The 22,438-nt window shown below is 68.9% G+C and carries 23 protein-coding genes; 16 read left to right on the top strand and 7 right to left on the bottom strand.

The genetic code is table 11. The features are described 5' to 3' along the window. The first annotated feature begins 81 nt into the window (after positions 1 to 81). From glyA to PKF00_RS07345, 13 genes are all read left to right on the top strand, one after another. Positions 82 to 1,347, top strand: a complete 1,266-nt coding sequence (gene glyA, locus PKF00_RS07405) for a serine hydroxymethyltransferase (protein ID WP_271216620.1) — start codon at positions 82 to 84, stop codon at positions 1,345 to 1,347. 57 nt (positions 1,348 to 1,404) lie between these two features. Beyond that, complete coding sequence (locus PKF00_RS07400; RefSeq protein ID WP_271216619.1) at positions 1,405 to 2,805, top strand: MraY family glycosyltransferase; 1,401 nt, start codon at positions 1,405 to 1,407, stop codon at positions 2,803 to 2,805. Positions 2,806 to 2,958: 153 nt separating this feature from the next. Beyond that, on the top strand, positions 2,959 to 3,375 hold the full coding sequence (locus PKF00_RS07395; protein ID WP_271216618.1) for a Cg1360 family ATP-synthase-associated protein: 417 nt from the start codon (positions 2,959 to 2,961) through the stop codon (positions 3,373 to 3,375). Positions 3,376 to 3,460: 85 nt separating this feature from the next. Further along, positions 3,461 to 3,676, top strand: a complete 216-nt coding sequence (locus tag PKF00_RS07390) for an AtpZ/AtpI family protein (RefSeq protein WP_271216617.1) — start codon at positions 3,461 to 3,463, stop codon at positions 3,674 to 3,676. 67 nt (positions 3,677 to 3,743) lie between these two features. Beyond that, on the top strand, positions 3,744 to 4,538 hold the full coding sequence (gene atpB, locus PKF00_RS07385; protein WP_271216616.1) for a F0F1 ATP synthase subunit A: 795 nt from the start codon (positions 3,744 to 3,746) through the stop codon (positions 4,536 to 4,538). Positions 4,539 to 4,604: 66 nt separating this feature from the next. Continuing rightward, the gene (gene atpE, locus PKF00_RS07380) at positions 4,605 to 4,832 is read left to right on the top strand and encodes an ATP synthase F0 subunit C (RefSeq protein ID WP_155347320.1); all 228 of its coding nucleotides are present in this window, start codon (positions 4,605 to 4,607) and stop codon (positions 4,830 to 4,832) included. A 33-nt stretch (positions 4,833 to 4,865) separates the two neighbouring features. Then, on the top strand, positions 4,866 to 5,414 hold the full coding sequence (locus tag PKF00_RS07375; RefSeq protein WP_271216615.1) for a F0F1 ATP synthase subunit B: 549 nt from the start codon (positions 4,866 to 4,868) through the stop codon (positions 5,412 to 5,414). Then, on the top strand, positions 5,414 to 6,223 hold the full coding sequence (locus PKF00_RS07370; RefSeq protein WP_271216614.1) for a F0F1 ATP synthase subunit delta: 810 nt from the start codon (positions 5,414 to 5,416) through the stop codon (positions 6,221 to 6,223). Before PKF00_RS07375 ends, PKF00_RS07370 begins: the two co-directional genes overlap by 1 nt. Before the next feature lie 23 nt (positions 6,224 to 6,246). Continuing rightward, positions 6,247 to 7,896 carry a F0F1 ATP synthase subunit alpha gene (gene atpA, locus PKF00_RS07365; RefSeq protein WP_271216613.1) on the top strand — a complete coding sequence of 550 codons (1,650 nt, stop codon included), beginning with the start codon at positions 6,247 to 6,249 and terminating at the stop codon, positions 7,894 to 7,896. Between the two features lie 3 nt (positions 7,897 to 7,899). After that, entirely contained in the window at positions 7,900 to 8,799 is a 900-nt protein-coding gene (locus tag PKF00_RS07360) for a F0F1 ATP synthase subunit gamma (protein WP_271216612.1), read from the top strand. Between the two features lies 1 nt (position 8,800). Then, positions 8,801 to 10,228 carry a F0F1 ATP synthase subunit beta gene (gene atpD / locus PKF00_RS07355; protein ID WP_271216611.1) on the top strand — a complete coding sequence of 476 codons (1,428 nt, stop codon included), beginning with the start codon at positions 8,801 to 8,803 and terminating at the stop codon, positions 10,226 to 10,228. Between the two features lie 62 nt (positions 10,229 to 10,290). After that, positions 10,291 to 10,698, top strand: a complete 408-nt coding sequence (locus PKF00_RS07350) for a F0F1 ATP synthase subunit epsilon (RefSeq protein WP_271216610.1) — start codon at positions 10,291 to 10,293, stop codon at positions 10,696 to 10,698. A gap of 40 nt (positions 10,699 to 10,738) precedes the next feature. Next, a complete protein-coding gene (locus PKF00_RS07345) occupies positions 10,739 to 11,152 on the top strand; it encodes a DUF2550 domain-containing protein (protein ID WP_271216609.1) in 414 nt (137 codons plus the stop codon). A gap of 167 nt (positions 11,153 to 11,319) precedes the next feature. Here PKF00_RS07345 and PKF00_RS07340 read toward each other — a convergent pair whose 3' ends face one another. The 3 genes from PKF00_RS07340 to PKF00_RS07330 are packed head-to-tail and all read right to left on the bottom strand — an operon-like array spanning position 11,320 to position 13,143. Next, a complete protein-coding gene (locus tag PKF00_RS07340) occupies positions 11,320 to 12,282 on the bottom strand; it encodes a hypothetical protein (RefSeq protein ID WP_271216608.1) in 963 nt (320 codons plus the stop codon). After that, positions 12,279 to 12,917: an RNA polymerase sigma factor gene (locus PKF00_RS07335; protein WP_271216607.1), complete on the bottom strand. Its 639-nt coding sequence runs from the start codon at positions 12,915 to 12,917 to the stop codon at positions 12,279 to 12,281. Before PKF00_RS07335 ends, PKF00_RS07340 begins: the two co-directional genes overlap by 4 nt. Then, the gene (locus PKF00_RS07330) at positions 12,907 to 13,143 is read right to left on the bottom strand and encodes a hypothetical protein (protein WP_271216606.1); all 237 of its coding nucleotides are present in this window, start codon (positions 13,141 to 13,143) and stop codon (positions 12,907 to 12,909) included. The genes PKF00_RS07335 and PKF00_RS07330 overlap by 11 nt, the downstream gene beginning before the upstream one ends. Before the next feature lie 464 nt (positions 13,144 to 13,607). Here PKF00_RS07330 and PKF00_RS07325 point away from each other — a divergent pair, with 464 nt between their 5' ends. Together PKF00_RS07325 and PKF00_RS07320 are read left to right on the top strand one after the other, a co-directional pair. Further along, entirely contained in the window at positions 13,608 to 14,243 is a 636-nt protein-coding gene (locus PKF00_RS07325) for a choice-of-anchor C family protein (protein WP_271216605.1), read from the top strand. 110 nt (positions 14,244 to 14,353) lie between these two features. After that, positions 14,354 to 15,079: a hypothetical protein gene (locus PKF00_RS07320; RefSeq protein WP_271216604.1), complete on the top strand. Its 726-nt coding sequence runs from the start codon at positions 14,354 to 14,356 to the stop codon at positions 15,077 to 15,079. A gap of 304 nt (positions 15,080 to 15,383) precedes the next feature. Here PKF00_RS07320 and PKF00_RS07315 read toward each other — a convergent pair whose 3' ends face one another. Beyond that, positions 15,384 to 16,991, bottom strand: a complete 1,608-nt coding sequence (locus PKF00_RS07315; protein ID WP_271216603.1) for a M4 family metallopeptidase — start codon at positions 16,989 to 16,991, stop codon at positions 15,384 to 15,386. Positions 16,992 to 17,493: 502 nt separating this feature from the next. After that, positions 17,494 to 18,333, bottom strand: a complete 840-nt coding sequence (locus PKF00_RS07310; RefSeq protein WP_271216602.1) for an NmrA family NAD(P)-binding protein — start codon at positions 18,331 to 18,333, stop codon at positions 17,494 to 17,496. A 173-nt stretch (positions 18,334 to 18,506) separates the two neighbouring features. Between PKF00_RS07310 and PKF00_RS07305 the strand changes: the two genes are divergently transcribed. Then, positions 18,507 to 19,010, top strand: a complete 504-nt coding sequence (locus PKF00_RS07305; protein ID WP_271216601.1) for a MarR family winged helix-turn-helix transcriptional regulator — start codon at positions 18,507 to 18,509, stop codon at positions 19,008 to 19,010. Between the two features lie 70 nt (positions 19,011 to 19,080). Here PKF00_RS07305 and PKF00_RS07300 read toward each other — a convergent pair whose 3' ends face one another. Both PKF00_RS07300 and PKF00_RS07295 read right to left on the bottom strand, forming a co-directional pair. Continuing rightward, on the bottom strand, positions 19,081 to 21,768 hold the full coding sequence (locus tag PKF00_RS07300) for a helix-turn-helix domain-containing protein (RefSeq protein WP_271216600.1): 2,688 nt from the start codon (positions 21,766 to 21,768) through the stop codon (positions 19,081 to 19,083). A gap of 154 nt (positions 21,769 to 21,922) precedes the next feature. Beyond that, positions 21,923 to 22,120 carry a hypothetical protein gene (locus PKF00_RS07295; protein WP_271216599.1) on the bottom strand — a complete coding sequence of 66 codons (198 nt, stop codon included), beginning with the start codon at positions 22,118 to 22,120 and terminating at the stop codon, positions 21,923 to 21,925. Positions 22,121 to 22,438: the final 318 nt, after the last annotated feature.

Below are 22,438 nucleotides of genomic sequence, written 5' to 3'. Positions count from 1 at the left end.
CGGGAAACGCGCCCCTGGCGTGGGAAAACGGCGACGGGCGGGCATACAGTGGGGTGAGTCGTCATCCCCGGGATGTGAGTCATGGGTGCTGAGCCGTACTACGGACCCGACTTCGGTCTCCTGCAGCGGCAGGATCCCGAGATCGCGCAGATCCTCACAGACGAGCTCGACCGGCTCTGCGACGGCATCCAGCTCATCGCCAGCGAGAACTTCGCCTCACCCGCCGTGCTCGCCGCGCTCGGATCGACGCTGACCAACAAGTACGCCGAGGGATATCCCGGCAGGCGCTACTACGCGGGCTGCGAGGTCGTCGACAGGGCGGAGCGGCTCGCCATCGACCGGGCCAGACGTCTCTTCGGCGCCGAACACGTCAACGTGCAGCCCCATTCGGGCGCCTCGGCCAACCTGGCCGCCTACGCGGCGCTGCTCCAGCCCGGTGACACCGTGCTCGCCATGGCGCTGCCCCACGGCGGCCACCTCACCCACGGCTCCAAGGTCAACTTCTCCGGGCGGTGGTTCGGCGTCGTGGCGTACGGCGTGCGCAGGGACACCGAGCTGATCGACTACGACGAGGTCAGGGAGCTGGCGCTGCGCCACCAGCCCAAAATGATCATCTGTGGCGCGACGGCGTATCCCCGGCAGATCGACTTCGCCGCCTTCCGGGGCATCGCCGACGAGGTGGGGGCCTGGCTGCTGGCCGACATCGCGCACACCGTCGGGCTGATGGCGGGAAGAGCGCTGCCGTCGGCCGTGCCGTACGCCGACGTGGTGACCTTCACCACGCACAAGGCGCTGCGCGGCCCGAGGGGCGGCGGCATCATGTGCACGGAGGAGCTGGCGGACAAGATCGACCGGGCTGTCTTCCCCTTCATCCAGGGCGGCCCGCTCATGCACGCGGTCGCGGCGAAGGCGGTGGCGTTCGGCGAGGCGCTCAGACCGGAGTTCGCCGAGTACGCCCGGCAGGTGGTGGCCAACGCCCAGGTGCTGGCCGACGGTCTGGCGGCCGAGGGCATGCGTCCCGTCTCAGGGGGGACCGACAGCCACCTGGCCCTGGTCGACCTGCGGGACACGGGGATCTCGGGCGCGGTCGCGGAGCACCGGTGCGCCTCGGCGGGCATCACGCTCAACCGCAACGCCATCCCCTACGATCCCGAGCCGCCCACGGTGACGTCGGGGATCCGCGTGGGAACCCCCTGCGTCACGACGCAGGGGATGGGGGGCGAGGAGATGAAAGAGGTGGCCTCGATGGTGGCGCAGGTCATCCGCAACCCCGACGCAGTGGAGGAAACCAGGGTGCGGGCGAGGGAGCTCGCGCGAGCTCATCAGATATATCCCAGGGAACTATGAGGTGTTCTGGCAGGTTTTCCGGTCACAGAAGGCCGGACTATCAGCGAAACTAGGTCCGTGCGCGAATACCTTCTCATGGCACTGGTCGCGGCGGCGGCGACATACCTCCTGGTTCCGCTGGTGCGCGTGTTCGCCATCCGCATCGGCGCGATGCCGGAGGTCCGCGACCGGGACGTGCACACCATTCCAACCCCCCGACTAGGCGGCCTGGCCATGTACGGCGGGCTCGTCGCGGGCCTGCTGATCGCCAGCCATCTGCCGTACGCCGGAGGCAAGCTGGCCGAGGGCAACACCGCGATCGCGCTGATCGCGGCGGGCGGCCTGATCACGGTCACCGGCTTCCTGGACGACTGGTGGGGGATGAGCGCCCTGGTCAAGCTGGCCGGGCAGATCGGCGCCGCGGGCATCCTGGTGGCGTTCGGCGTCAGCCTGCCGTGGCTTCCGCTGCCCACCTCGCTGGGCGGGCAGACCAGTCTCGACTCCACGCTCAGCCCGCTGATAACGATCCTCGTCGTGGTCGTCATGATCAACGCCGTGAACTTCGTCGACGGGCTCGACGGGCTGGCCGCAGGGATCGTCGGCATCGCCGCGATGGCCACCTGGACCTACTCCGTCGCCCTCTCCAAGGACTACGGCAACACCAGCATCAACGTCACGGCCGTCGTCACCTCGGTGCTCATCGGGGTGTGCCTGGGGTTCCTGCCGCACAACTTCCATCCGGCGAAGATCTTCATGGGTGACACCGGGGCGATGCTGATCGGCCTGGTGCTGGCCTCCACGATGATCACCATCACCCCGCTCGACTCGACCACCATCAACCGCTTCCCGGTGGTCCTCCCGCTGCTGGTGCCGGTCGCCATCCTGGTGCTGCCGCTGCTCGACCTGATCATGGCGGTGATCAGGCGCACCTCGAACGGCCTTTCGCCCTTCGCGCCCGACCGGGGCCATCTGCACCACAGACTGCTGGACATCGGCCACTCGCACCGGCGCACCGTGCTGATCATGTACGCCTGGACGTTCCTGTTCGCCTTCGCGGTGGTGGCGATGTCCTTCGAGGGCGTCCCGCTCGTGTTGTTCCCGCTGACCTTCCTGCTGGCCGTCGTGGTCCTGGTGATGATGGCGCTGCCGCGTTGGCGCGCGCGCAGAGGCGGCGGCGGTGGCACCGGCGGCGACGGCGGCGGTGACGGCGACGGGGGAGCGCACGCCGCGGGGCGTCACTCCCGCCCCGAGGGGCAGAACACCTCCGAGTGGTTCTCGCCCGCTCCGACGCGGGCCCCCTCTCCGACGCAGGCTCCAGGTCCGGCGTGGGGTCCAGGTCCGCAGCAGGCGCCGGGCGCGCCCCAGGCGCCCGGTCCCCGTTCCCCTTCGGGGGAGAACACGAGCGTGCTCTCCGCGCTGCCCGACCTGTCACTCACCGCTCCCAGCCCGGGGTTCTCGGATCCTGAGACGCTCCGTTGAGCGCCTCCCCGGAAACTTCTTGATCGTTTACTTGAAATGGCAGGTAAAGGCGCTCTTCCATGAGCTTGTGATAGCTTTCACTAGCAGGGGCTCGGTTGGTCGAGCTCTGTAAGGTAGCAATCGCTCGCTTGATAACAGTTACTTGGAGTGCCGATGCAGGCCGACGACGTGCGCCTCCTGAAAGGAGCCGCGATACCCACCGCCCTGGTGGGTCTGGTCGTGGTCCTCGTCGCAACCCTGATGGCCGGCGGCAAGGGCGCGCTCGGCGCGGCGATCGGCGTGCTGGTCGTCTGCGTCTTCTTCACGGTCGGCCTCGTCGCCGTCTCCTTCGCCAGCCGCGTCTCGCCGATGGCGATGATGACCGCCGCGGTCGTCGGTTACGCGATCAAGATCCTCGGTGTGATGGCGCTGCTCAAGGCCTTCGAGAGTGCCACCGCGTTCGAGCCGAAAGCCTTCGGGTGGGCTGCCATCGTGTGCACCCTCGCCTGGACCGTCGGCGAGATGCGCGGCTTCATGAAGCTCAAAATGCTCTACGTCGAGCCCGGCGGCAAACCGCCAGGGTCCCGGTGAGCGACGATGAGGCGTAGGATCCTCGGGGGCACTGTCCGGCCCGATATGACTAGTCCTTACCGGGGCTGCTATCGTCGTGCCCGCGATGAGCGAGAAGAAAATCCGGCCCGAGGACGACGGCCGCGACTTCGCCAGCGCCGCATGGTCAATTCCCAGCTATCTCCTCTCCGGGATGATTCTGTACGGCGGCGCCGGCTGGTTGCTGTCCAGGTGGACTGGCGTGGTCGCCTTCACCCCGATCGGGTTGATCCTCGGTGTCGCTCTAGCCGTCTACCTGGTCTATCGGAAGTACGGTCGCTAGCCTTCGGCGGCGGTCGCTTCGCTGACGAAGCCATTTTGATCCACTACCACGCTGAAGGGAACGCCGCGTGAGCACGCTGACGCTCCTCGCTTCCGGGGAGGACCAGTTCACGCCTCCGGGCCTCGAACTGTTCGACTCCCCCCCGATCATCGCCGGCGTCGACTGGTTCACGAAGCCGGTACTGCTGGCGCTCCTGAGCACGCTCATCGTCGTGGTCTTCTGCTGGTCCGCCTTCGGCAACCCCAAGTTGGTTCCGCGGGGCGTGCAGAACGTCGGCGAGATGGGCTACATGTTCGTCCGCGACCAGGTCGCCCGGCCGTTCCTCGGCAAGGACGCAGACCGGTGGATGGGCCTGCTGCTCAGCATCTTCTTCCTTGTCTGGATCTGGAACCTGATGGGGGTCGTCCCCATCCTGCAGTTCCCGGTCGCATCGCACATCGCCTTCCCGATCGTCCTGGCGCTCACGATCTACGTTCTGAAGGTTTACCTGGGCATCAAGCACCAGGGGGCGATCGGCTACTTCAAGAACATGATGTTCCCGCCGGGGCTGCCCAAGCCGATCTACGTGCTGCTGGCCCCGATCGAGTTCCTCTCGAACCTGATCATCGCGCCCTTCACGCACGCGGTGCGACTGTTCGCCAACATGTTCGCCGGCCACATCATCCTGGCGTTCTTCAGCCTGGTCGGCTTCTGGTTCCTCTTCGAGAAGCTCACGCCGCTCGGTGCTCCGCTCGGCGTGGTCGGTGTCGTCATGACGATCGCCATGACCGGCTTCGAGATGTTCATCCAGTTCCTGCAGGCGTTCCTCTTCGCGATGCTCGCCGCGATGTACATCGGCAACTCGCTCCACGCCGAACACTAAAGACCACCCTCGAATATCCAGACCGGTGGACAAAGTTCCACTGGCCGACCAGTAAAGGAAGAGACAATGAGCGTCCTCGCTGAGGTCACCGGCTCCCTCGGTTCCATCGGCTACGGCCTTGCCGCCATCGGCCCGGGCATCGGCGTCGGCATCATCTTCGGTCAGGGTGTGCAGGCCATCGCCCGCCAGCCCGAGGCCTACGGCCTCATCCGCCAGAACATGCTGCTGGGCTTCGTTCTCACCGAGGCGCTGGCTCTGATCGGCCTTGTCGCGCCGTTCATGTTCGGTCAGTAAGACGCAGAAAACCACTGACGGAAGGCTGCACCAATGATTCAGGCAGCTTCGCTCCTCGCGGCGGAAGAGGGCGCCAACCCTCTCATCCCGCACACCTACGAGCTCGTCGTCGGCGTCTTCTCGTTCTTCGTCGTTCTCATCGTCGTCGGCAAGATCCTCACCCCGCGCATCCAGAAGACCCTGGCTGAGCGGACCGAGGCCATCGAGGGCGGGATCCAGAAGGCGCAGGAGGCCCAGGAAGAGGCCCAGGCGCTGCTCAAGCAGTACAAGGACCAGCTTGCCGAGGCTCGTCACGAGGCGTCCCGCCTGCGTGAGGAGGCTCGCGAGCAGGGTGCGCAGATCAAGGCGGAGCTCCGCGAGGAGGCGCAGGCCGAGGCCCGTCGTCTCGTCGAGGCCGCTCACGCCCAGATCGAGGCCGACCGCCAGCAGGCGTTCGCCCAGCTCCGTGCGGAGATCGGCCGTCTCTCGGTCGACCTCGCAGGTCGCATCGTCGGTGAGTCCCTCGAGGACGAGGCGCGTCAGCGTCGCACCGTCGACCGGTTCCTCGAGGAGATCGAGACCACCAGCGCGGCGGTCCGCTGATGCGCGGTCTGAGCAGGGCTTCGCTCGCCGAGGTCGAAGAGCGCTTCAACGCCGTGGCGGGAAGCGCTGACCTCGGCTCGCTGGCCGACGAGCTTTTCGCGGTCGCCGACCTGTTCGACCGCGAGCACGGGCTTCGCCGTTCCCTGTCCGACCCCGCCCGTCCGGCGACCCAGAAGGCCCAGGTCGTACGGGGCCTGCTGGAGGGCAAGGTCAGCAACGCCGCTCTGGAGACGGTCGTCACGGCCGTCTCCGTGAAGTGGTCCGGCTCGGGAGACCTGGCCGACGCCCTCGAGCGGCTCGGTGTCGTCGCCGCCGCGGCCGAGGCCGAGGCGCAGAGCAAGCTCGACGACGTCGAGGACGAGCTGTTCCGGTTCGGGCGCATCGTCGCCTCGAACGTGGAACTGCACCGGGTCCTGGCCGACCCCGCCGTCCCCGCGCAGGCCAAACGGGAGCTGCTCGGCTCCCTGATCGACGGCAAGGTCGCCGCCCCCACTCTCCGCCTGGTCACGCAGCTTGTGGTACACCCACGAGGACGTAGCCTGGACAGAGGGCTGGACGAGTTCGGCAACCTGGTCGCCGCCCAGAGGCAGCGCCTCGTCGCGGTGGTGCGCAGTGCCGTCGAGCTCTCCGAGGAGCAGAAGCGACGTCTCGCCACGTGGCTGCGCACCTCGTACGGCCGCGACGTTCATCTGAACGTCGAGGTGGACCCGCGGGTACTCGGAGGGTTCTCGGTGCGGATCGGGGACGACCTCATCGACACCACCATCGCGGGACGAATCGAAGAAGTCCGCCGCCGGTTGGCCGGCTAGGCGAATAGGGAGACTGAAGAGAGATGGCGGAGCTTACGATCCGGCCGGACGAGATCCGGGACGCGCTTGAGCGCTTCGTCCAGGCGTACGAGCCGGAAGGCGCCGCGCGCGAGGAGATCGGGACCGTCGTCGACTGCGGCGACGGCATCGCCCATGTCTCCGGCCTTCCCTCGGCGATGGCGAACGAGCTGCTTGAGTTCGAGGACGGCACGCGTGGCCTGGCACTGAACCTGGACGTCCGGGAGATCGGTGTCGTTGTTCTGGGCGACTTCAGCAAGATCGAGGAGGGCCAGTCGGTCCGCAGGACGGGTGAGGTCCTGTCCGTGCCGGTCGGCGACGCCTTCCTCGGCCGAGTGGTCGACCCGCTGGGCGTTCCGATGGACGGCAAGGGCGCCATCGAGTCCGAGGGCCTGCGCGCCCTCGAGCTCCAGGCCCCGTCCGTGGTCCAGCGCCAGCCGGTGAAGGAGCCGCTGCAGACCGGCCTCAAGGCGGTTGACGCCATGACGCCGATCGGCCGCGGCCAGCGCCAGCTGATCATCGGTGACCGTGGCACCGGCAAGACCGCCGTCGCCGTGGACACCATCCTCAACCAGCGGGAGAACTGGCTCTCCGGCGACCCCGACAAGCAGGTTCGCTGCGTCTACGTCGCGGTCGGTCAGAAGGGCTCCACGATCGCCCAGGTCAAGGGCCGCCTCGAGGAGGCGGGCGCGATGGAGTACACCACCATCGTCGCCGCTCCGGCCTCCGACCCGGCCGGTTACAAGTACCTCGCCCCCTACACCGGTTCGGCCATCGGCCAGCACTGGATGTACCAGGGCAAGCACGTCCTCATCGTCTTCGACGACCTGACCAAGCAGGCCGACGCCTACCGCGCCGTCTCGCTGCTGCTGCGCCGCCCGCCGGGCCGTGAGGCCTTCCCCGGCGACGTCTTCTACTTGCACTCCCGTCTGCTGGAGCGCTGCGCGAAGCTGTCGGCCGACCTGGGCTCCGGCTCTATGACCGGTCTGCCGGTCATCGAGACCAAGGGCAACGACGTCTCGGCGTTCATCCCGACCAACGTCATCTCCATCACCGACGGCCAGTGCTTCCTCGAGACCGACCTGTTCAACTCGGGTGTGCGTCCGGCCATCAACGTCGGTGTCTCCGTCTCCCGAGTCGGCGGTTCGGCGCAGATCAAGGCGATGAAGAAGGTCGCCGGTACGCTCCGTCTGTCGCTGTCGCAGTTCCGTGACCTGGAGGCCTTCGCCTCCTTCGCCTCCGACCTGGACGCGGCCTCCCGCGCTCAGCTGGAGCGCGGCCAGCGCCTGGTCGAGCTGCTCAAGCAGGCCCAGTACACCCCGTTCCCGGTCGAGAAGCAGGTCGTCTCGGTCTGGGCCGGCACCACGGGCGAGCTCGACGACGTCCCGGTCGAGGACATCCGTCGCTTCGAGGCGGACTTCCTGGACTACCTCTCCCGGGAGAACAAGGGCATCTTCGACAGCATTCGCGAGACGAAGGACCTGTCCGACGACACGGTGACGGCCCTCAAGGACGCCATCACCGAGTTCAAGAAGACCTTCGAGACCTCCGCGGGCGAGCTGCTGGTCAACGAGGAGCCGGTCGCCGCGCTCGGCGCGGACGAGGTCGGCCAGGAGAAGATCACCAAGCACGTCCGCTCGGCTGAGAAGAAGTAGCCGATGGGTGCCCAGCTAAGACTGCTGCGGCGGCGGATCAAGTCGGTCAGGTCCACGGCGAAGATCACGCGCGCCCAGGAGCTCATCGCCTCGTCGCGCATCGTCAAGGCGCAGCAGCGGATGCAGGCGGCCGTGCCGTACGAGCGCGAGATCACCCGCGCCGTCACGGGCGTCGTCAGCAACACCAGCAGCGTCGACCACCCGCTGACCGTGACGAAGGAGCAGCCGACCAAGGCGGCCGTGCTCATCGTCACCAGTGACCGTGGCTTCTGTGGTGGCTTCAACGCCAACATCCTGCGTGAGGCCGAGGCTCTGAGCACGCTGCTGAAGGGCAAGGGCATCACGCCCGTGCCCTTCGTGGTGGGCCGCAAGGGCATCGGCTGGCACAGCTTCCGGGGTCGCGAGATGGGCGGCAAGTGGGACGGGTTCTCCGACAACCCGTCGTACACCCACGCCAAGCAGATCGCGGACACGCTGATCGAGGCCTTCTCGGCCGAGGACGGCGTGGACGAGATCCACATCGTCTCGACCGGGTTCGTGTCGATGCTCACGCAGGAGGTCGCGGTCAAGCGCGTCCTGCCGCTGGTGGTCGAGGAGACCCCCGAGAAGCCGGACACGCCGCTGCCGTACTTCGAGTTCGAGCCCAGCGCGGGCGCCGTGCTCGACTCGCTGCTGCCGCGCTACGTGGAGTCGCGCATCTTCAGCGCGCTGCTCCAGTCAGCCGCCTCGGAGCACGCCTCGCGTCGCCGGGCCATGAAGTCGGCGACCGACAACGCCAACGAGCTCATCCGCGTGTTCACCATGCAGATGAACCAGGCTCGCCAGGCCGAGATCACCCAGGAAATCAGCGAGATCGTCGGTGGCGCGAACGCGCTGGCTGACGCCGCAGCGGGGAAAGAGTGAAATGACTGCACAGACTGTTGAGACCGGCGTGGGCCGCGTCGCGCGGGTCACCGGTCCCGTCGTCGACGTGGAGTTCCCCGTCGAGGCGATGCCCGATATCTACAACGCGTTGACGGTCGACGTCACCCTCGCCGGGGAGACCAAGACCCTGACCCTGGAGGTCGCCCAGCACCTGGGTGACAACCTGGTCCGCGCCATCTCCATGCAGCCCACCGACGGCGTGACCCGCGGTGCGGCGGTGACCGACACCGGCGCCGCCATCTCCGTGCCGGTCGGCGACGTCGTCAAGGGCCACGTGTGGAGCACCCTGGGCCAGTCCCTGGACGTGCCGACCGCGTCGCTGAAGATCGAGGAGCGCTGGGGCATCCACCGTCCCTCGCCCGCCTTCGACACCCTCGAGTCGCGCACCGAGATGCTGCCCACCGGCATCAAGGTCATCGACCTGCTCACCCCGTACGTCAAGGGTGGAAAGATCGGTCTGTTCGGCGGCGCGGGCGTCGGCAAGACCGTTCTGATCCAGGAGATGATCCGCCGTGTCGCGCTGAAGTTCTCGGGCACCTCGGTGTTCGCGGGCGTCGGCGAGCGCACCCGTGAGGGCAACGACCTCTGGCTGGAAATGGAGGAGGCCGGCGTTCTCAAGGACACCGCCCTCGTCTTCGGCCAGATGGACGAGCCCCCGGGCACCCGTCTGCGTGTGGCGCTGTCCGCCCTCACCATGGCGGAGTACTTCCGTGACGTGCAGAAGCAGGACGTGCTTCTGTTCATCGACAACATCTTCCGGTTCACCCAGGCCGGTTCCGAGGTCTCCACCCTGCTCGGCCGCATGCCGTCCGCGGTGGGTTACCAGCCGACCCTGGCCGACGAGATGGGCGTTCTGCAGGAGCGCATCACCTCGACCCGCGGTCACTCGATCACCTCGATGCAGGCGATCTACGTCCCCGCGGACGACATCACCGACCCGGCCCCGCACAACGCGTTCGCGCACCTCGACGCGCAGACCGTTCTGTCTCGGCCGATCTCGGAGAAGGGCATCTACCCCGCGGTGGACCCGCTCGACTCCACCTCGCGGATCCTCGACCCGCTCATCCTGGGCGAGGAGCACTACCGCGTGGCCCAGGAGACCAAGCGGATCCTGCAGAAGTACAAGGAACTGCAGGACATCATCGCGATCCTCGGCATCGACGAGCTCTCCGAAGAGGACAAGGTCACGGTCAACCGGGCCCGCCGCATCGAGCGCTTCCTGTCGCACCCGATGTACGCCGCCGAGGCGTTCACCGGCCAGCCTGGTGAGTTCGTGCCGCTGGACGAGACGATCGCCTCGTTCAAGGGCCTGTGCGCCGGTGACTACGACCACCTGCCCGAGCAGGCGTTCTTCATGGTCGGTGGCATCGAGCAGGCCATCGCCAAGGCCAAGGAACTCGCCCGCTAGTCGCCTTCGGCACCGGTACGGCCATGCCGTACCGGTGCCTGGTTCGAAAGGAACTTAGGAAAGTGGCGAAGCTGCGAGTAGGCGTCGTCTCGCCGGAGCGTGAGATCTGGTCAGGCGAGGCCGACATGGTGATTGCCAAGACCATTGACGGCGAGATCGGTATCATGCCTAAGCACGCGCCCGTGCTCGGCGTCCTCGTCGAGGGCGGCGTGCTGACGGTCAAGCGTGGCGGTGGCGAGTCCGACCTCGTCGCCGCGGTCCACGGAGGGTTCCTCTCGGTGGCGGACAACGAGGTGTCGATCCTGGCCGAAATGGCCGAGCTCGGCTCCGAGGTGGACGTCGCCGCGGCCAAGGACGCCCTCCAGCGTGCGCAGGCCTCGATCGAGGCCAACCAGGAGGACGCCGACGCCGCCGTCGAAGCCAAGCGCGCCAGGGCCAGGCTGCGCGCGGCAGGCGAAGAAGTCGGATAAATTCTGCTTCTGAGCAGTACCGGTTGTTGGGGGCGGAGACATGGTGGTGCTGGACGTACTCATCGTGGTGACGCTGCTCGTCGCCCTCCTCGCCTCCCGTGTGCTGATCCTGACCCGGTCTCGGGGCTCGGTGCTCTGTTGCCTGCGCCCGATGTCGGGAGAGCGAGGCTGGCGGGTCGGTGTGGCCCGCTACGCCGACGGCCAGCTCAACTGGATTCCACTCATAGGTCTGCTTCCAAGGCCGCGCCACGTGATCGTGAGGCGCGGCCTTGTCGTTTCCGGACGCCGAAGGGTCGGCTCCGACGAGTTCTACGGGTTCATCGAGGGCGTGACGGCACTGGAGTGCCGCAACGGGCAGAACGCGTTCGAGCTCGCCATGGGCTATCGCGCCCTGACGGGCTTCGTCGCCTGGCTGGAGTCGGCCCCGCCCAGCGCGTACCTCGACGTGGCCTGAGCCTTTCAGGCCCCGCCTGGTTTCCCGGCCCCGCCCGGTCTTGGGGGAAAGGCATGACGCCGGGACTGGACGGAGACGCCGGTCGTGTGCGGCCGGGTCGGCCCCTCTCGTTCGGACCCGGCCGCTTTCTCTTCTCCGGCGTCGTCCGTCACCCCTGACGACTGTGGTCACAGGCGCGGAGCCAGGTCGTCCGCGGGATCTCGTTCCATTCCGGCGCGCACCTGGTACACCCCCTGGGCGATCTCCACCGACATGTCGCGGATCACGTCGGTCACCGCGGGTGGCCAGAGCGTGGCGTCGTTCCACCGCACACCCGCGAGGGCCGAGCCGTTCTCGATGTCGATGTCGATGTCGGAGACGTCCATCCCCTCCACCGACAGCTCGTCTTCGCTGAGCGCGCGGGCGTGGGTGTGGGCGAGGTCGAGGGCGAGGTCGAGGGCGAGGTCGAGGGCGATGGCGTGTGTGCGGGCGTGGACGTGGGCGAGGCCGCCGGGGAAGTCGCCTATGTGGGAGTGAAGGAGGTCGATGGCGCGGGCGAGGTGAAGGGCGTGGCCGAGGTAAAGGGCGAGGTCGAGGTCGTGGTCGAGGCCGAGGTCGAAGTCGAAGGTGAGATCGAGTTCGAAGTCGAGGTCGTGGTCGAGGTCGAAGGCGGAGACGAGGTCGACTGCGCGAGCGAGGCCGCGGGCGCGGATGAAGACGAGGGAGAGGATGAGGGCGAGGGCGCGGTCGAGGGCGCTGTCGTGGGGCCGCTCGAGGACGAGTTCGCGAGCGTGGCTGGGGCCACCGGCGTAGTCGAAGCGGCGGTTGAGGATGCGAATGATGTCACGAGTCAAGCTGCGGGCGCGGTCGAGGGCGAGGGCGAACCGGCACGTGTGAATGCGTTCTTCCAAGAGGTGCAGAACATCCGGCCCAGGAACCTGGAGCGTCGGTTCATGTGAACGGCCCGCGACGGCCGTGGTGGTCTGAGCCGACTCCTGGGTGAGCAGAACCTGCCACAGGGCGGACGGATCGTGTCGGTCCTGGAGGTGGGCGAGGAGTTCGGCGTCGGCGACGGTCAAGAGGGCGTCCAGTTGGTCGTCGCCGAGTTCACGACGGCGTTCGGGGCCGGGCGTTCCAGGGGGGCTGGTCATCGGCGGTCCTCCTCCCGGGAGATGTAGTCCGCCAGGCTGACCCTCAGCGCTGCGCGGGCCTGCCTGATCAGATTGCTCACCTGCCGGATGGTGCACCCGAGGTGACAGGCGATCTCCTCGTGCGGCACGCCGTCCCGGTGAAAGGCCATGGCCTGCCGCTGGCGGGGCGGCAGGGCCCGCAGCGCGGCCAGCACGTCCATGGTGAGCACCGTCAGTTCCGCGGGGTCACCGCAGGGCACGGGCCGCTCGGGTAACTCGTCCGTGGCGTCGGCCAAGGGCTGGCGGCGGGCTTGGCCGGGGGGACGCCGGGCGGCGCGCAGCGCCACCGCGCGGATCCAGGCGCGTTTGTCGGCGACTTCCTGCCAGCGTTCGGGGGTGCGGTCCAGCAGGCGCCAGGCTTCGGCGAAGGCCTCCTGAGCGGCGTCGTGCGCGTCCTGCCAGCCGATCCCGTTGCGGAGCAGGAACAGCACCACATGCGGGGGTTCGTCGTCGGCGAGGGCGAGGAAGGCGTCACGCATCGCGGCCATCCTGGCAGGACCGGCTCCCGGGTGGGGCTCGTATCGGGCCGTGCTCCCAACCGGCCGCCCGGCGGCGAGGTCATCGTGTTCGGGGCCGGCGACGGGTTCATCGCTCATCGGCCGAGGAGCGAAGGCCACGCTCGGCGCCGCCGACTTCGATGATCACGCCGTGGCGGCCCAGGTCCAGCAGACGGCTTCCCGGGGGGAGCCTGCGCACGTGATCGCGGCGGGCCTCCTCTCGCAGCCGGTGGCGTTGGATGCGGCCGCGCAGCCAGATGCCGCCCAGGCCGCACAAGGCGCCCGTTGTCGCGGTGGCCGACGCCATGAGGACGGCGTAGTCCATCAGGCCTCCCTTGTCGGTTCTGTCGAGGATGTGGCGGCCGTGGCGGACCGTCGCAAGATAGGTGGCCCAAAACCAAGATCGACGGAAATCTCCGTCCAAGATTCTTTGAATGGGCAGAGCCGCCCGGGCTTCGTCCTCCGGTCCACGTTCGCCCTGAACGCCGCCCGCCTTTTTTGTCTCGGAGTCTGAACGGCGGCGGTGTTCCTCGCCGTCGCGTCCGGCGCCGTGGCCGAACCTTCCGTCCGAGGTCCGTCGGCCTGGCGCGCCACGACGGCCGGCCGCCCTTTCGTCGTTACTGTGGATCTTCGTTCGACTACTCGCCGTAGTGGCGCGCTCGCGTCGGGGCATGAGGCGCGCCGCCTGCCGACAGGCGGCGGGCCGCTCCGTCGCGGGTGAGGATCACACGTAACAGGAGGAAGACCATGATCGTTTCATCGGTTCGCAGCCGGCGGCTGACGCGGTCCGTGACCCGCTCTTTTGCCCTGTCGGTCTCCATCGCCGCTTTCTCCGGCTCCTTCGCCCTGGCGGGAGCCCAGGCCTCCGCCGGGGCCGTCCCGCTGGTCGGCAACGGCGGGTTCGAGACGCCGGTGACCCAGACGCAGGCCTTCTACGACACCGGCACCACCATCGGGGAGTGGAAGGTCACAGCCGGCTCCGTCGACCTGATCGGGCCGGGTCTGTGGCAGGCGGCCAGGGGACGGCAGTCGCTCGACCTCTCGGGCAACCGGCGCGGAACGATCGAGCAGACCATCGCGACGACGCCGGGACGTTGCTACACCGTCACTTTCGCCCTGGCCGGAAACACCTTCGGCGCTCCCGCGGTGAAGACCGGGTACGCCAGGGTGGCGCAGGGACTCCTGCTGACCCAGAAGAACTTCCGCTTCGACACCACCGGCAGGTCCCCGCAGAACATGGGCTACGTCTGGGAGAGGTTCACCTTCTGCGCCCAGGAGTCCAGCGCCGTCCTGAGCCTGACCTCCACCACCGACGGGGTGTACGGCCCGGCGATCGACGACGTGGTGGTCATCCCGAGGCCCCGCTGCGTCGGCATCGGCCTCGACCTCGGCGCGGGAAGCGAGGAGACGACGAAGGACGGCTGACACCTTCCCGGATTCCCCTGATACGGCGGGATTTTCCGGGAATCGTGCTCTGTCCCCGGTGGAGTGCCGCAGGATGGGCGCGTTGCCGTGAAACAGGGGCTTGGGGGCCGATGAGCCGACAGCGGTGGTGGAAGGCCAGGCCATGGGCCTGGACCCTCGTCGGGCTGGCCCTGGTGCTCGGCACGGGGACGGGAGTGGTCGCGGTCGCCTTTCCCGCCGTGGCCGCCACGGCCTGTCCCGCGTGTTATGGGCTGGAGAGCCTCGGGCCGCGTCTCTACGTGGAGCAGGGCCTGCCGGCCGAGCGACGCCGACAGGTGGCGGAGGTCGTCCGGGCGGCGGAGCGCCGTGTGAGCGACTTCTACGGCGGACGCCGAAGCTCTCCGCTCGTGCTGGCCTGCCTGACCGAGGAGTGCTACCGCCGGATCGGCGGAGGCGGCGAGCGCGGCGTCGCGGTTCTCAACCGTGCCGTGATGCTGTCGTCGCGCGGCGTCGATCCGGTGATCGCCTCACATGAGCTGTCACACGTCGAGTTCCACGACCGGCTTGGAGGGGAGCGGGGGGTTCCGCAGTGGTTCGACGAGGGCCTGGCCGTACTGGTCTCGGAGGATCCGCGCTATCTCGCGCCGGAGACGGCAGGGGACCGGTGCCGGGCCGGCTCGCAGGAGGCCCTTCCCGTGACCCTGGAGGAGTGGTTGCGCGCGGCGAGCGCGGACCAGCAGGTCTACGCCAGGGCCGCGTGTCGCGTGAGCACGTGGGCCGACGCGCACGGCGGGCGGTCCGCCCTGCTCGGGCTGGTCGAGCGCGTGGCCGCCGGTGAGCGGTTCGCCCTGTCGTGACGGCCGCGGGCCGCCCGGTCGTCGAGGTCCGTGCGTACCGGCGTCACGCGGTCGCCGGCGTTCGCGCCCGCTGGAGGCCGGGGGCCGCCGAGTCGCTGGGCGAAGACCGACGGATGGCCCGGACCAGGTGCCGGTCCGGGCCATCCGGGACTTCCGTCCGGGAGGGTGCTCCGATCAGGAAGGTGGTGCGGTCCCTGGAGGCGTGAGCCCACCGGGCGGCGCCCCGTGAGTGACGGTGCGGGTGTGCCACTCAGGGAGCAGTCGGCGTCTGGACGTCAGACGCCGCCGCCGTCGAGCTCGGCCGTCACGGACAGGTGGGCTCGCCGCTCTGCGCCGGGACGCTGACCGCGGTCCACGCGGCCTTGACCGCGTTGTACTCGGCGCAGCTGCCCGGGTAGAGCGACTTGGCGGCCTTCAGGGTCGCCACCCGCGCCTTGCCGTGCGTCCAGGGAGCGGTCTTGAGGTTGAGGCCGCCCTGGAAGATCTTTCCGGCCTTCTGGATGCCGATGCCGGTCAGCGACGCGGGGCCCGCGCAGACCGGGCTGGACGGCTTGCCGCCGCCGGGGGTGGTGCCCTCGGCGAGCAGGTAGAACCAGTGGTTCTGCGGGCCTGCCGCCTTGTGCACCTCGGTGCTGGGGATCGAGGAGCTGTAGCAGTTGGGGTCGCCGTTGGTCGACGGCTTGTACATGTAGCGGATCGGGCCGTTGCCGACCAGGTCGACCTCCTCGCCGACGGTGTAGTCCGGCGGGTCGAAGGCGTTGTTGGCGTAGGCCTCGGTGAGGGCTCCGTAGATGTCGCCGGTCGACTCGTTCAGACCACCGGCCTCGTTGCCGCTGCCCGCGCCGCCCGAGCCGGAGAACTGGAAGATGGCGTGGCCGTACTCGTGGGCGACCACGTCGATCGGGGTGGCCTGGCGGTTGTTGGCCTGGTTGTGGCCGAAGTTGGTGTAGGAACCGTTCCAGAAGGCGTTGACCTGGTTCAGCCCGACCCGCGCCGGGTAGGCGCCGCCCGAGCCGTTGAAGCCGTTGCGGCCGATCCAGTTCCTCAGCAGGTCCCATTCCTTCTGGGCCGCGTAGAGCGCGTCGACGCAGGCGGTCTCCAGGTTGGTGCCCGAGCCGTTGCCCCAGGAGTCGGTGCTCTTGGTGTAGGCGGCGCCGTTCTGGCCGCCACACTTCAGACCCGGCCTGGTGGTGTCGGTCATCGAGTAGGAGCCGGAGGTGGTGATGGTGACCGGGTTGCCGTTGTAGTAGCTGTTGCCGGTTCCCGCCTTGACCTCGTCCACCTTGTCGATGACGGCGCCGGTGCGCGCGTCGACGTAGACGTGCAGCACGCTTTCCGTGTTCTCGGCGCGGCCCGTGACCGTCACCTCCCACGCCAGCTTGGGCGTGTCGGTGACCGCGTGCACGAGCAGGACCGGCGGGGCGGCGGTCTCGACGGTCGTGAGCTGGCCGCGGGCGGTGGCGGTGGCCGCCTCCGCGCTGACGGTGGCGTTGGTGTCCAGGTCCAGCTTGACGGTCTGGCCCGAGACGACGTCCTGTGCCTGCGTGCCCGACCTGTCGGTGGCGACGATCACGTCACCGCCGTAGACCGGAAGACCCCGATAGGTGCGCTTGTACTGCACGTACTGAAGGCCGAGCGTTCCCACGACGGTCCTGTCGTGGGCGAACTTCTCCTCGGCGCCCTTGTGCAGTGCCCGTGCCTGCGAAACCAGCGCCTTGTCCGCGGTGGCGATCGCACGCTCACGGCTCTGGGCGTCCGGCGGTGCGTAGGCGCCTTCGGCACTCGCGACGGGGTTGGGATCCGTCACGGCGTTCTGCTGGGCGTACGCGCCGGTCGCGCTCGTGAGCGCGGATGTGGCCAGGGCTGCGACCGCCAGTACGGCGACGCCTCCCAGCCTTGTCTTGGACCTCACTACGGATGACTCCTCTCACAAGTCCCACAAGGGGGGGAAGGGACTAGCTAGGAGCCGTGGCCGGCCAGGGCTGAACCAAAGGTGACATGTAGGAGAAAGGTTGACAACCCCCGTCAACCCATAGCATTTATGTATGTCAGGTCAGACGGGTACCGTTCCACAATCCGCTCACCAGGCGGCTCGGTTGATTTGATCGGCCCCAAATGGCCCCTTGACTCCTCCGCGGCTCGGCACGCCGTGCGCGATCCGTGCGCGGAGGGTGTTTCCCGGGAAGCGGGCCGTTCTCTTCGGCCCCTCTCTCACCCTCCGTGACGACCCCGCGGTCACGGATGGAGGGTCTCCTCCACTCGTTGGGCGGGGCCTGGACGGAGGTCATCGTCTGTGGGCGTTCACGAGCTTGTCGTGTCCGGCGTCCTGGCGGGGATTCGTCCTGGCGGGCGGGGTGAATGTGGACGCTCGCGGCCTCGGCGCGATCTCGTGGAGGCGGCCTGTGGGACGGGACTCAGTTCCTGAAGACGTCCGCGTGGTCCTCGGCCCAGGTGGCGAAGGAGCGGGCGGGGCGGCCCGTCACCTGCTCGACGGTCCCGGTGGTCTCGGTGGGCGAGCCGTCGTGCTCTCGCCACCAGGTGAGGAGGGCGTCGGCGAACTCGCCGGGGACGTACTTCGTCATCTCCTCCTTCCACGCCTCCTCGCTGATGACGTTGATCGAGAGGGGCCGACCGGCCACGTGGGCGATGCGGTCGAGCTGCTCCTGGAAGCTGAGGGATTCGGGGCCTGTCAGGTGGTACTCCTTGCCGCTCAACGCGGGATCGGTGAGCACGGCCAGCGCGACGTCCGCGATGTCGGCCTCGTGGATGGGGTCGACATGGGCGTTCGGGTAGGGCAGGTCGATTGTTCCGGTGGACTTGATGGACCACGACCACTGCAGCGCGTTGCTCGCGAAGGCGCCGGGCCACAGCAGCGTCGTCTCGATGGGGGAGGCCGTCAGGGCCTGCTCGACCGCGCGGTGGGATCTGGCGATGGGGTTGGTGTCCGCGTCCGGCGCGATCACCGAACTGGACGACAGCAGCACGATGTGCCGCACTCCGGCGTCGACGGCCCGCTCGACGAACGCGTCGATGTGTGCGGGCTCCGCGTAGAGGAAGACCGAGGTGACGCCGTCGAGGGCGGCGGGGAAGGTGGTCGGGTCGGTGAGGTCGCACTTCACCGTCGGCACGCCCTCGGGTGGGTTGAGCTTCGCCGGATCGCTGGACGCCACGCGCACGTCGTGACCCTTGCCGTGCAGCAGGGGCAGGAGCGTGCCGGCGACGAGGCCACGGCCTCCGGTGACAAGGATGGTCATGTCATGTTCCTCTCGGTGGTGTTCTGGTTGCTCCGAGCCTCGCGGGAAGTGAGGTCCGCATCGCGGGAGGCAGGAGAGACGCGGAAGGGCATCGCGTAGAGTATGAGTGTGACACATATTGTGCGTCACGCAAACTTTGCGTCGCGCACATAATTTGAGGCAAGGGAGGCTCGGTGTCAAACCGGGCGGAGCTGCTCGAGCGGGTCATCGCTGAGAGCAGACGGCACTACGCGGCTTACACGCTGTTCAACCAGGCCCTGGCCGACCGGCTGGGGCTGCATCCCACCGACGTGCAGTGCCTGAGCCTGCTCGATCTGGAGGAGGAGCCGCTGAGCACGGGCGAGATCGCCAGACTGACCGGGCTGACCCCGGGATCGGCCACCCGGCTGGTCGACCGCCTTGAGAAGGCGGGCCTCGTCGTACGGTGCGCCGATCCCGGCGACCGCAGGCGAACTCTGGTCACCCTGGCGTCCGATCCGACGGCCGAGGTCGGACGGGAGTGGGACGTGCCTGGCCAGGCGTTCGGCGAGGTCCTCGAGAGGTACACCGACGACGAGCTCACCGTCATCGGCGACTACCTGTGCCGGACCGCCAAGGTGGGACGGGAGCAGGCCGTACGGCTCGCGAGGAGCGGCGCGTGCGCGGACCTCGGATCGCGCCGAACGGCCTCCTCCTGAACGACTCCCGGGCGACTCCCGCTGGGCGGCCCCTCTTGAGGGACCGCCCGACGAGCGGTCCTTCCTGAGCTCAGTGAGCGGTCCCTTTCGAGGTGTTCGCCGGATCGGCCGTCGGGTGCTCGGCGCGGCTCCGCGCCGGTCGGCCCTGTGACGCCGCTCGCCGTACCGGGGCCTGAGAGACGGCCTGGGACGGCGGTGCGGCGGAGTGGGAGGGCGTTCCGTTCGCGGTGGTGAGGCGGTGCGAGATCGTCTGGGCCGCGAGGGCGTTTCCGGCTATCGCCGCCGAGTGGAGGACGGCCTCCGCCTCTCGGTGCCGTCCCTCCTGGTCGAGAAGATGGACGAGGGCGAGCAGGGCGAGGTCGTCTCCGGTGTGCGCGGCGGCCCGCAGCTCGTATTCGACGCGCAGACTCGACAGGGGCCTGTCGGTGAGGCGGGTGAGGGCCTGGTGGGCGAGCGTCCGCTGGGCCGGGTCGTCGGCGGTGATGGCGACGTGCCGCCAGACCTCGACGGCCTCCTCGGTGCGGCCTGTCTGCTCCAGGAGGCGGGTGAGCTCCTGCCGGGCCTGGACGTCACCGGTGATGGCGACGTGCCGCCAGACCTCGACGGCCTCCTCGGTGCGGCCTGTCTGCTCCAGGAGGCGGGTGAGCTCCTGCCGGGCCTGGACGTCACCGGCCCCGCCCGCCTCACCCGTGTCGACGGCGCGTCGCCATGCCTCGACGGCCTCCTCGGTCCGGCCCGCTCCCCGCAGAAGTCGTGTGAGCCTGCGGGTGGCGGACAGGTCGCCGCTCTCCGCGACCCGCTGCCAGGCGTCGATGGCCTCCTCGGTGCGGCCCGTCTGTTCCAGGAGGCGGGTGAGCTCCTGCCGGGCCTCGACCGCGCCGGTGTTCGCGGCGTGCCGCCAGGCGTCGACGGCCTCCTCGGTGCGGCCTGTCTGCTCCAGGAGGCGGGTGAGTTTGCGGGTGGCGGACAGGTCGCCGGTGTTCGCGGCGTGCCGCCAGGCGTCGATGGCCTCCTCGGTGCGGCCCGTCTGTTCCAGGAGGCGGGTGAGCTCCTGCCGGGCCTCGACCGCGCCGGTGTTCGCGGCGTGCCGCCAGGCGTCGATGGCCTCCTCGGTGCGGCCCGTCTGCTCCAGGAGGTGGATGAGCCTGCGCCAGGCTTCGGCGTCACCGGCGTCCGCGGCCCGGCGCAGCCAGGTCTCCGCCTCCTCGCGGTCGCCCAGGCGCACCAGGAGCTCGGCCGTCATCGCCATCGCGTAGGTGTCCCCGGCTTCGGCCGCGTCCCACCAGACCTGTACGGCCTCGATCGTCTTGCCCGCCTGCTCCAGATGGTCGGTGAGCTTCCAGAGGGTGAGCGTGTCGCCGACCCTGGCCGCCGCCTCCGCGTCGTTGTCCGGTTCCACGGGCTCCCCGAACGCGTGGGCCTCCTCCCACAGCGCGCGTGCCGTTCTCACCTCGCCGCCGAGGAATCCCACGAGCCGCGCGGTGAACTCCCAGTCCGGCAGGGGAGCCGCTCCCGCGAGCACGGCGGCGATGTGCGTGTGGCTGTAGCCGACCTGGCCCGCCATCCTCCGCAGCGACGGGTTGCCCGCCTCGTCGCGCAGGCGGGCGAGGTGGCGCAGGTAGCGGGCGTGCTCCGCGGTGACCGAGGAGGCGCCGTCGAGACGGAAGCGGGTCCGCAGCCGACGTCTGCGCCCTTCGACGGCGACGGCCGTCATCGCGAGCCGTTCGGCGATCTCGGCGGTCGTGAAGCCATGGCTCACGAGGTGGACGACCTGCGCCGTGCGCCGGTCCATGCTCCGGAGCAGGTCGTCGGCCGCCAGCCGTGCCACCACGTCGTCGGCGACGTCCCCGTGGCGCAGCTCCCCGCGCTCGGGAGGCGCCACGCCCAGGTCGAGGTCGAGGGCGGGAAGGTAGGTCCCGTCCAGGTGCCAGGGCCGCAGGGGCCCCCGGCTGAGGGCCGCGGCCGTCCGCTGGGCGTGCTGCGATATCCACTGCCGCAGGTTGGGAATCGCCGACGGCCAGTGCCGGTAGGCAGCCAGCAGCGTCTCCTGGGCGACGTCCTCGATGTCGGCCCGCTGGAGGCCGCACCGGGACAGGGCCGTCTCCACCCACTGGACTCCCAGCGGGTGGAAGTCCTCGAAGCGGTGCGGGATGCGGATTCCGTGCCTGATGCTCTGCTCGGCCGTGGAACGGCGCAGCGTCCACTCGCGGGAGTCTCCGGCGCAGGCCGACACGATCGCCTCGAGCAGCCTCTCCGAGGGGAGGGTACGGCCCGCGAACGCCTCGGACAGGGCCGCCGGGCTGTAGTAGGTGCGCGCCGCCAGCTGCCTGAGCGAGAGCGCTCCCGCCCGCTCGCGCAACACGCGAAGCTCGTGCACGAACTCGCCGATGACCTGTTCCGCGTCTACCGCGCCGCCCGGCGGGGGCAGGAAGCGGTCAGGGCGTGCGGCGGTCGCCGGCGGGGGCGGGGGGACCTTGCGCTCACGCCTGCGCAGGGCGGCGGCGACGTGCTCGCGGCCTTCGCCGGTGACGCGGTAGTAACGGCGTCTCGGGCCCCTGCCGCGCGCGCCGTCGTCGCTCTCCCACCCGCCTTCCAGCCAGCCGCGATCCTCCAGACGGGCGAGCAGGGGATACACCGTGCCGGTCGGCCTTCTGGTGGCGGCCGCGATCTGCAGGCCGTACACGGTCTGCCCGTCGGCGGCGGCGAGGACTTCGAGGACGTCGAGGGTCGCGCCTGTAAGGCGGAGAACATTATTCATCGGCGGATACCATCTAGCTGTATAGAGATAGAGCCAGGTGTTCAGCCGTCGCGGTGTAATAACCGACGACGGAACCAAAAAGGCGGAGGTCCCGGCCCAGCTGGAACTGTTCACGGAACCCCCGCCCGGTGCGCCGCCGGCTGGCTTGGACTCGCTACAGTCCGAGCCAGCCTTCGCGGATGGTGAGATACAGCTTGGTGAGCACGGTGGCCACCGTGCCCAGCTGCACCACCAGGCGAAGACGACGACGAAGGCGGTCAGCGCGGGAACGACGGAAGGCCGGCTTCTCGGAAGCCGTCTCCTCCTGCTCGCCCCCCTTCACCGGCTCATCGCCGGAATGCGAAGTTGTCATCCGCCTTACCCTCTCTGTCGGCTCCTTATGGGTTTCGCCGCCCCGGGGTCCGGCCACATCGGCTTTTCCACAGGTTCCTCAAGAGAAGGTCATCGAGTAGCGTAGCGGTCCCGCACGCTTCGTGAGTTATGCATCTTTTGCTCGCCTGGTTTTCCCTCATCACAAGGGGCGATAAGAGGGATCCGTGCGCAATGCGCGTTACGCATGTCCTTAATCCCTGATTGAAGAGGCCCTGAAACTTCCGCTTTCGGATCGTCTGAAAGGCGGTGGGGGCGACAACGCGAAGGCGCCCGCGACGCGGGCGCCTTCGGTCTTCGG

It is taken from the genome of Streptosporangium carneum (genome assembly GCF_027922005.1).
Taxonomy (GTDB): domain Bacteria; phylum Actinomycetota; class Actinomycetes; order Streptosporangiales; family Streptosporangiaceae; genus Streptosporangium; species Streptosporangium carneum.
The sequence above is the reverse complement of the archived record's forward strand: the minus strand, read 5'-3'. Positions and strand labels throughout refer to the sequence as shown.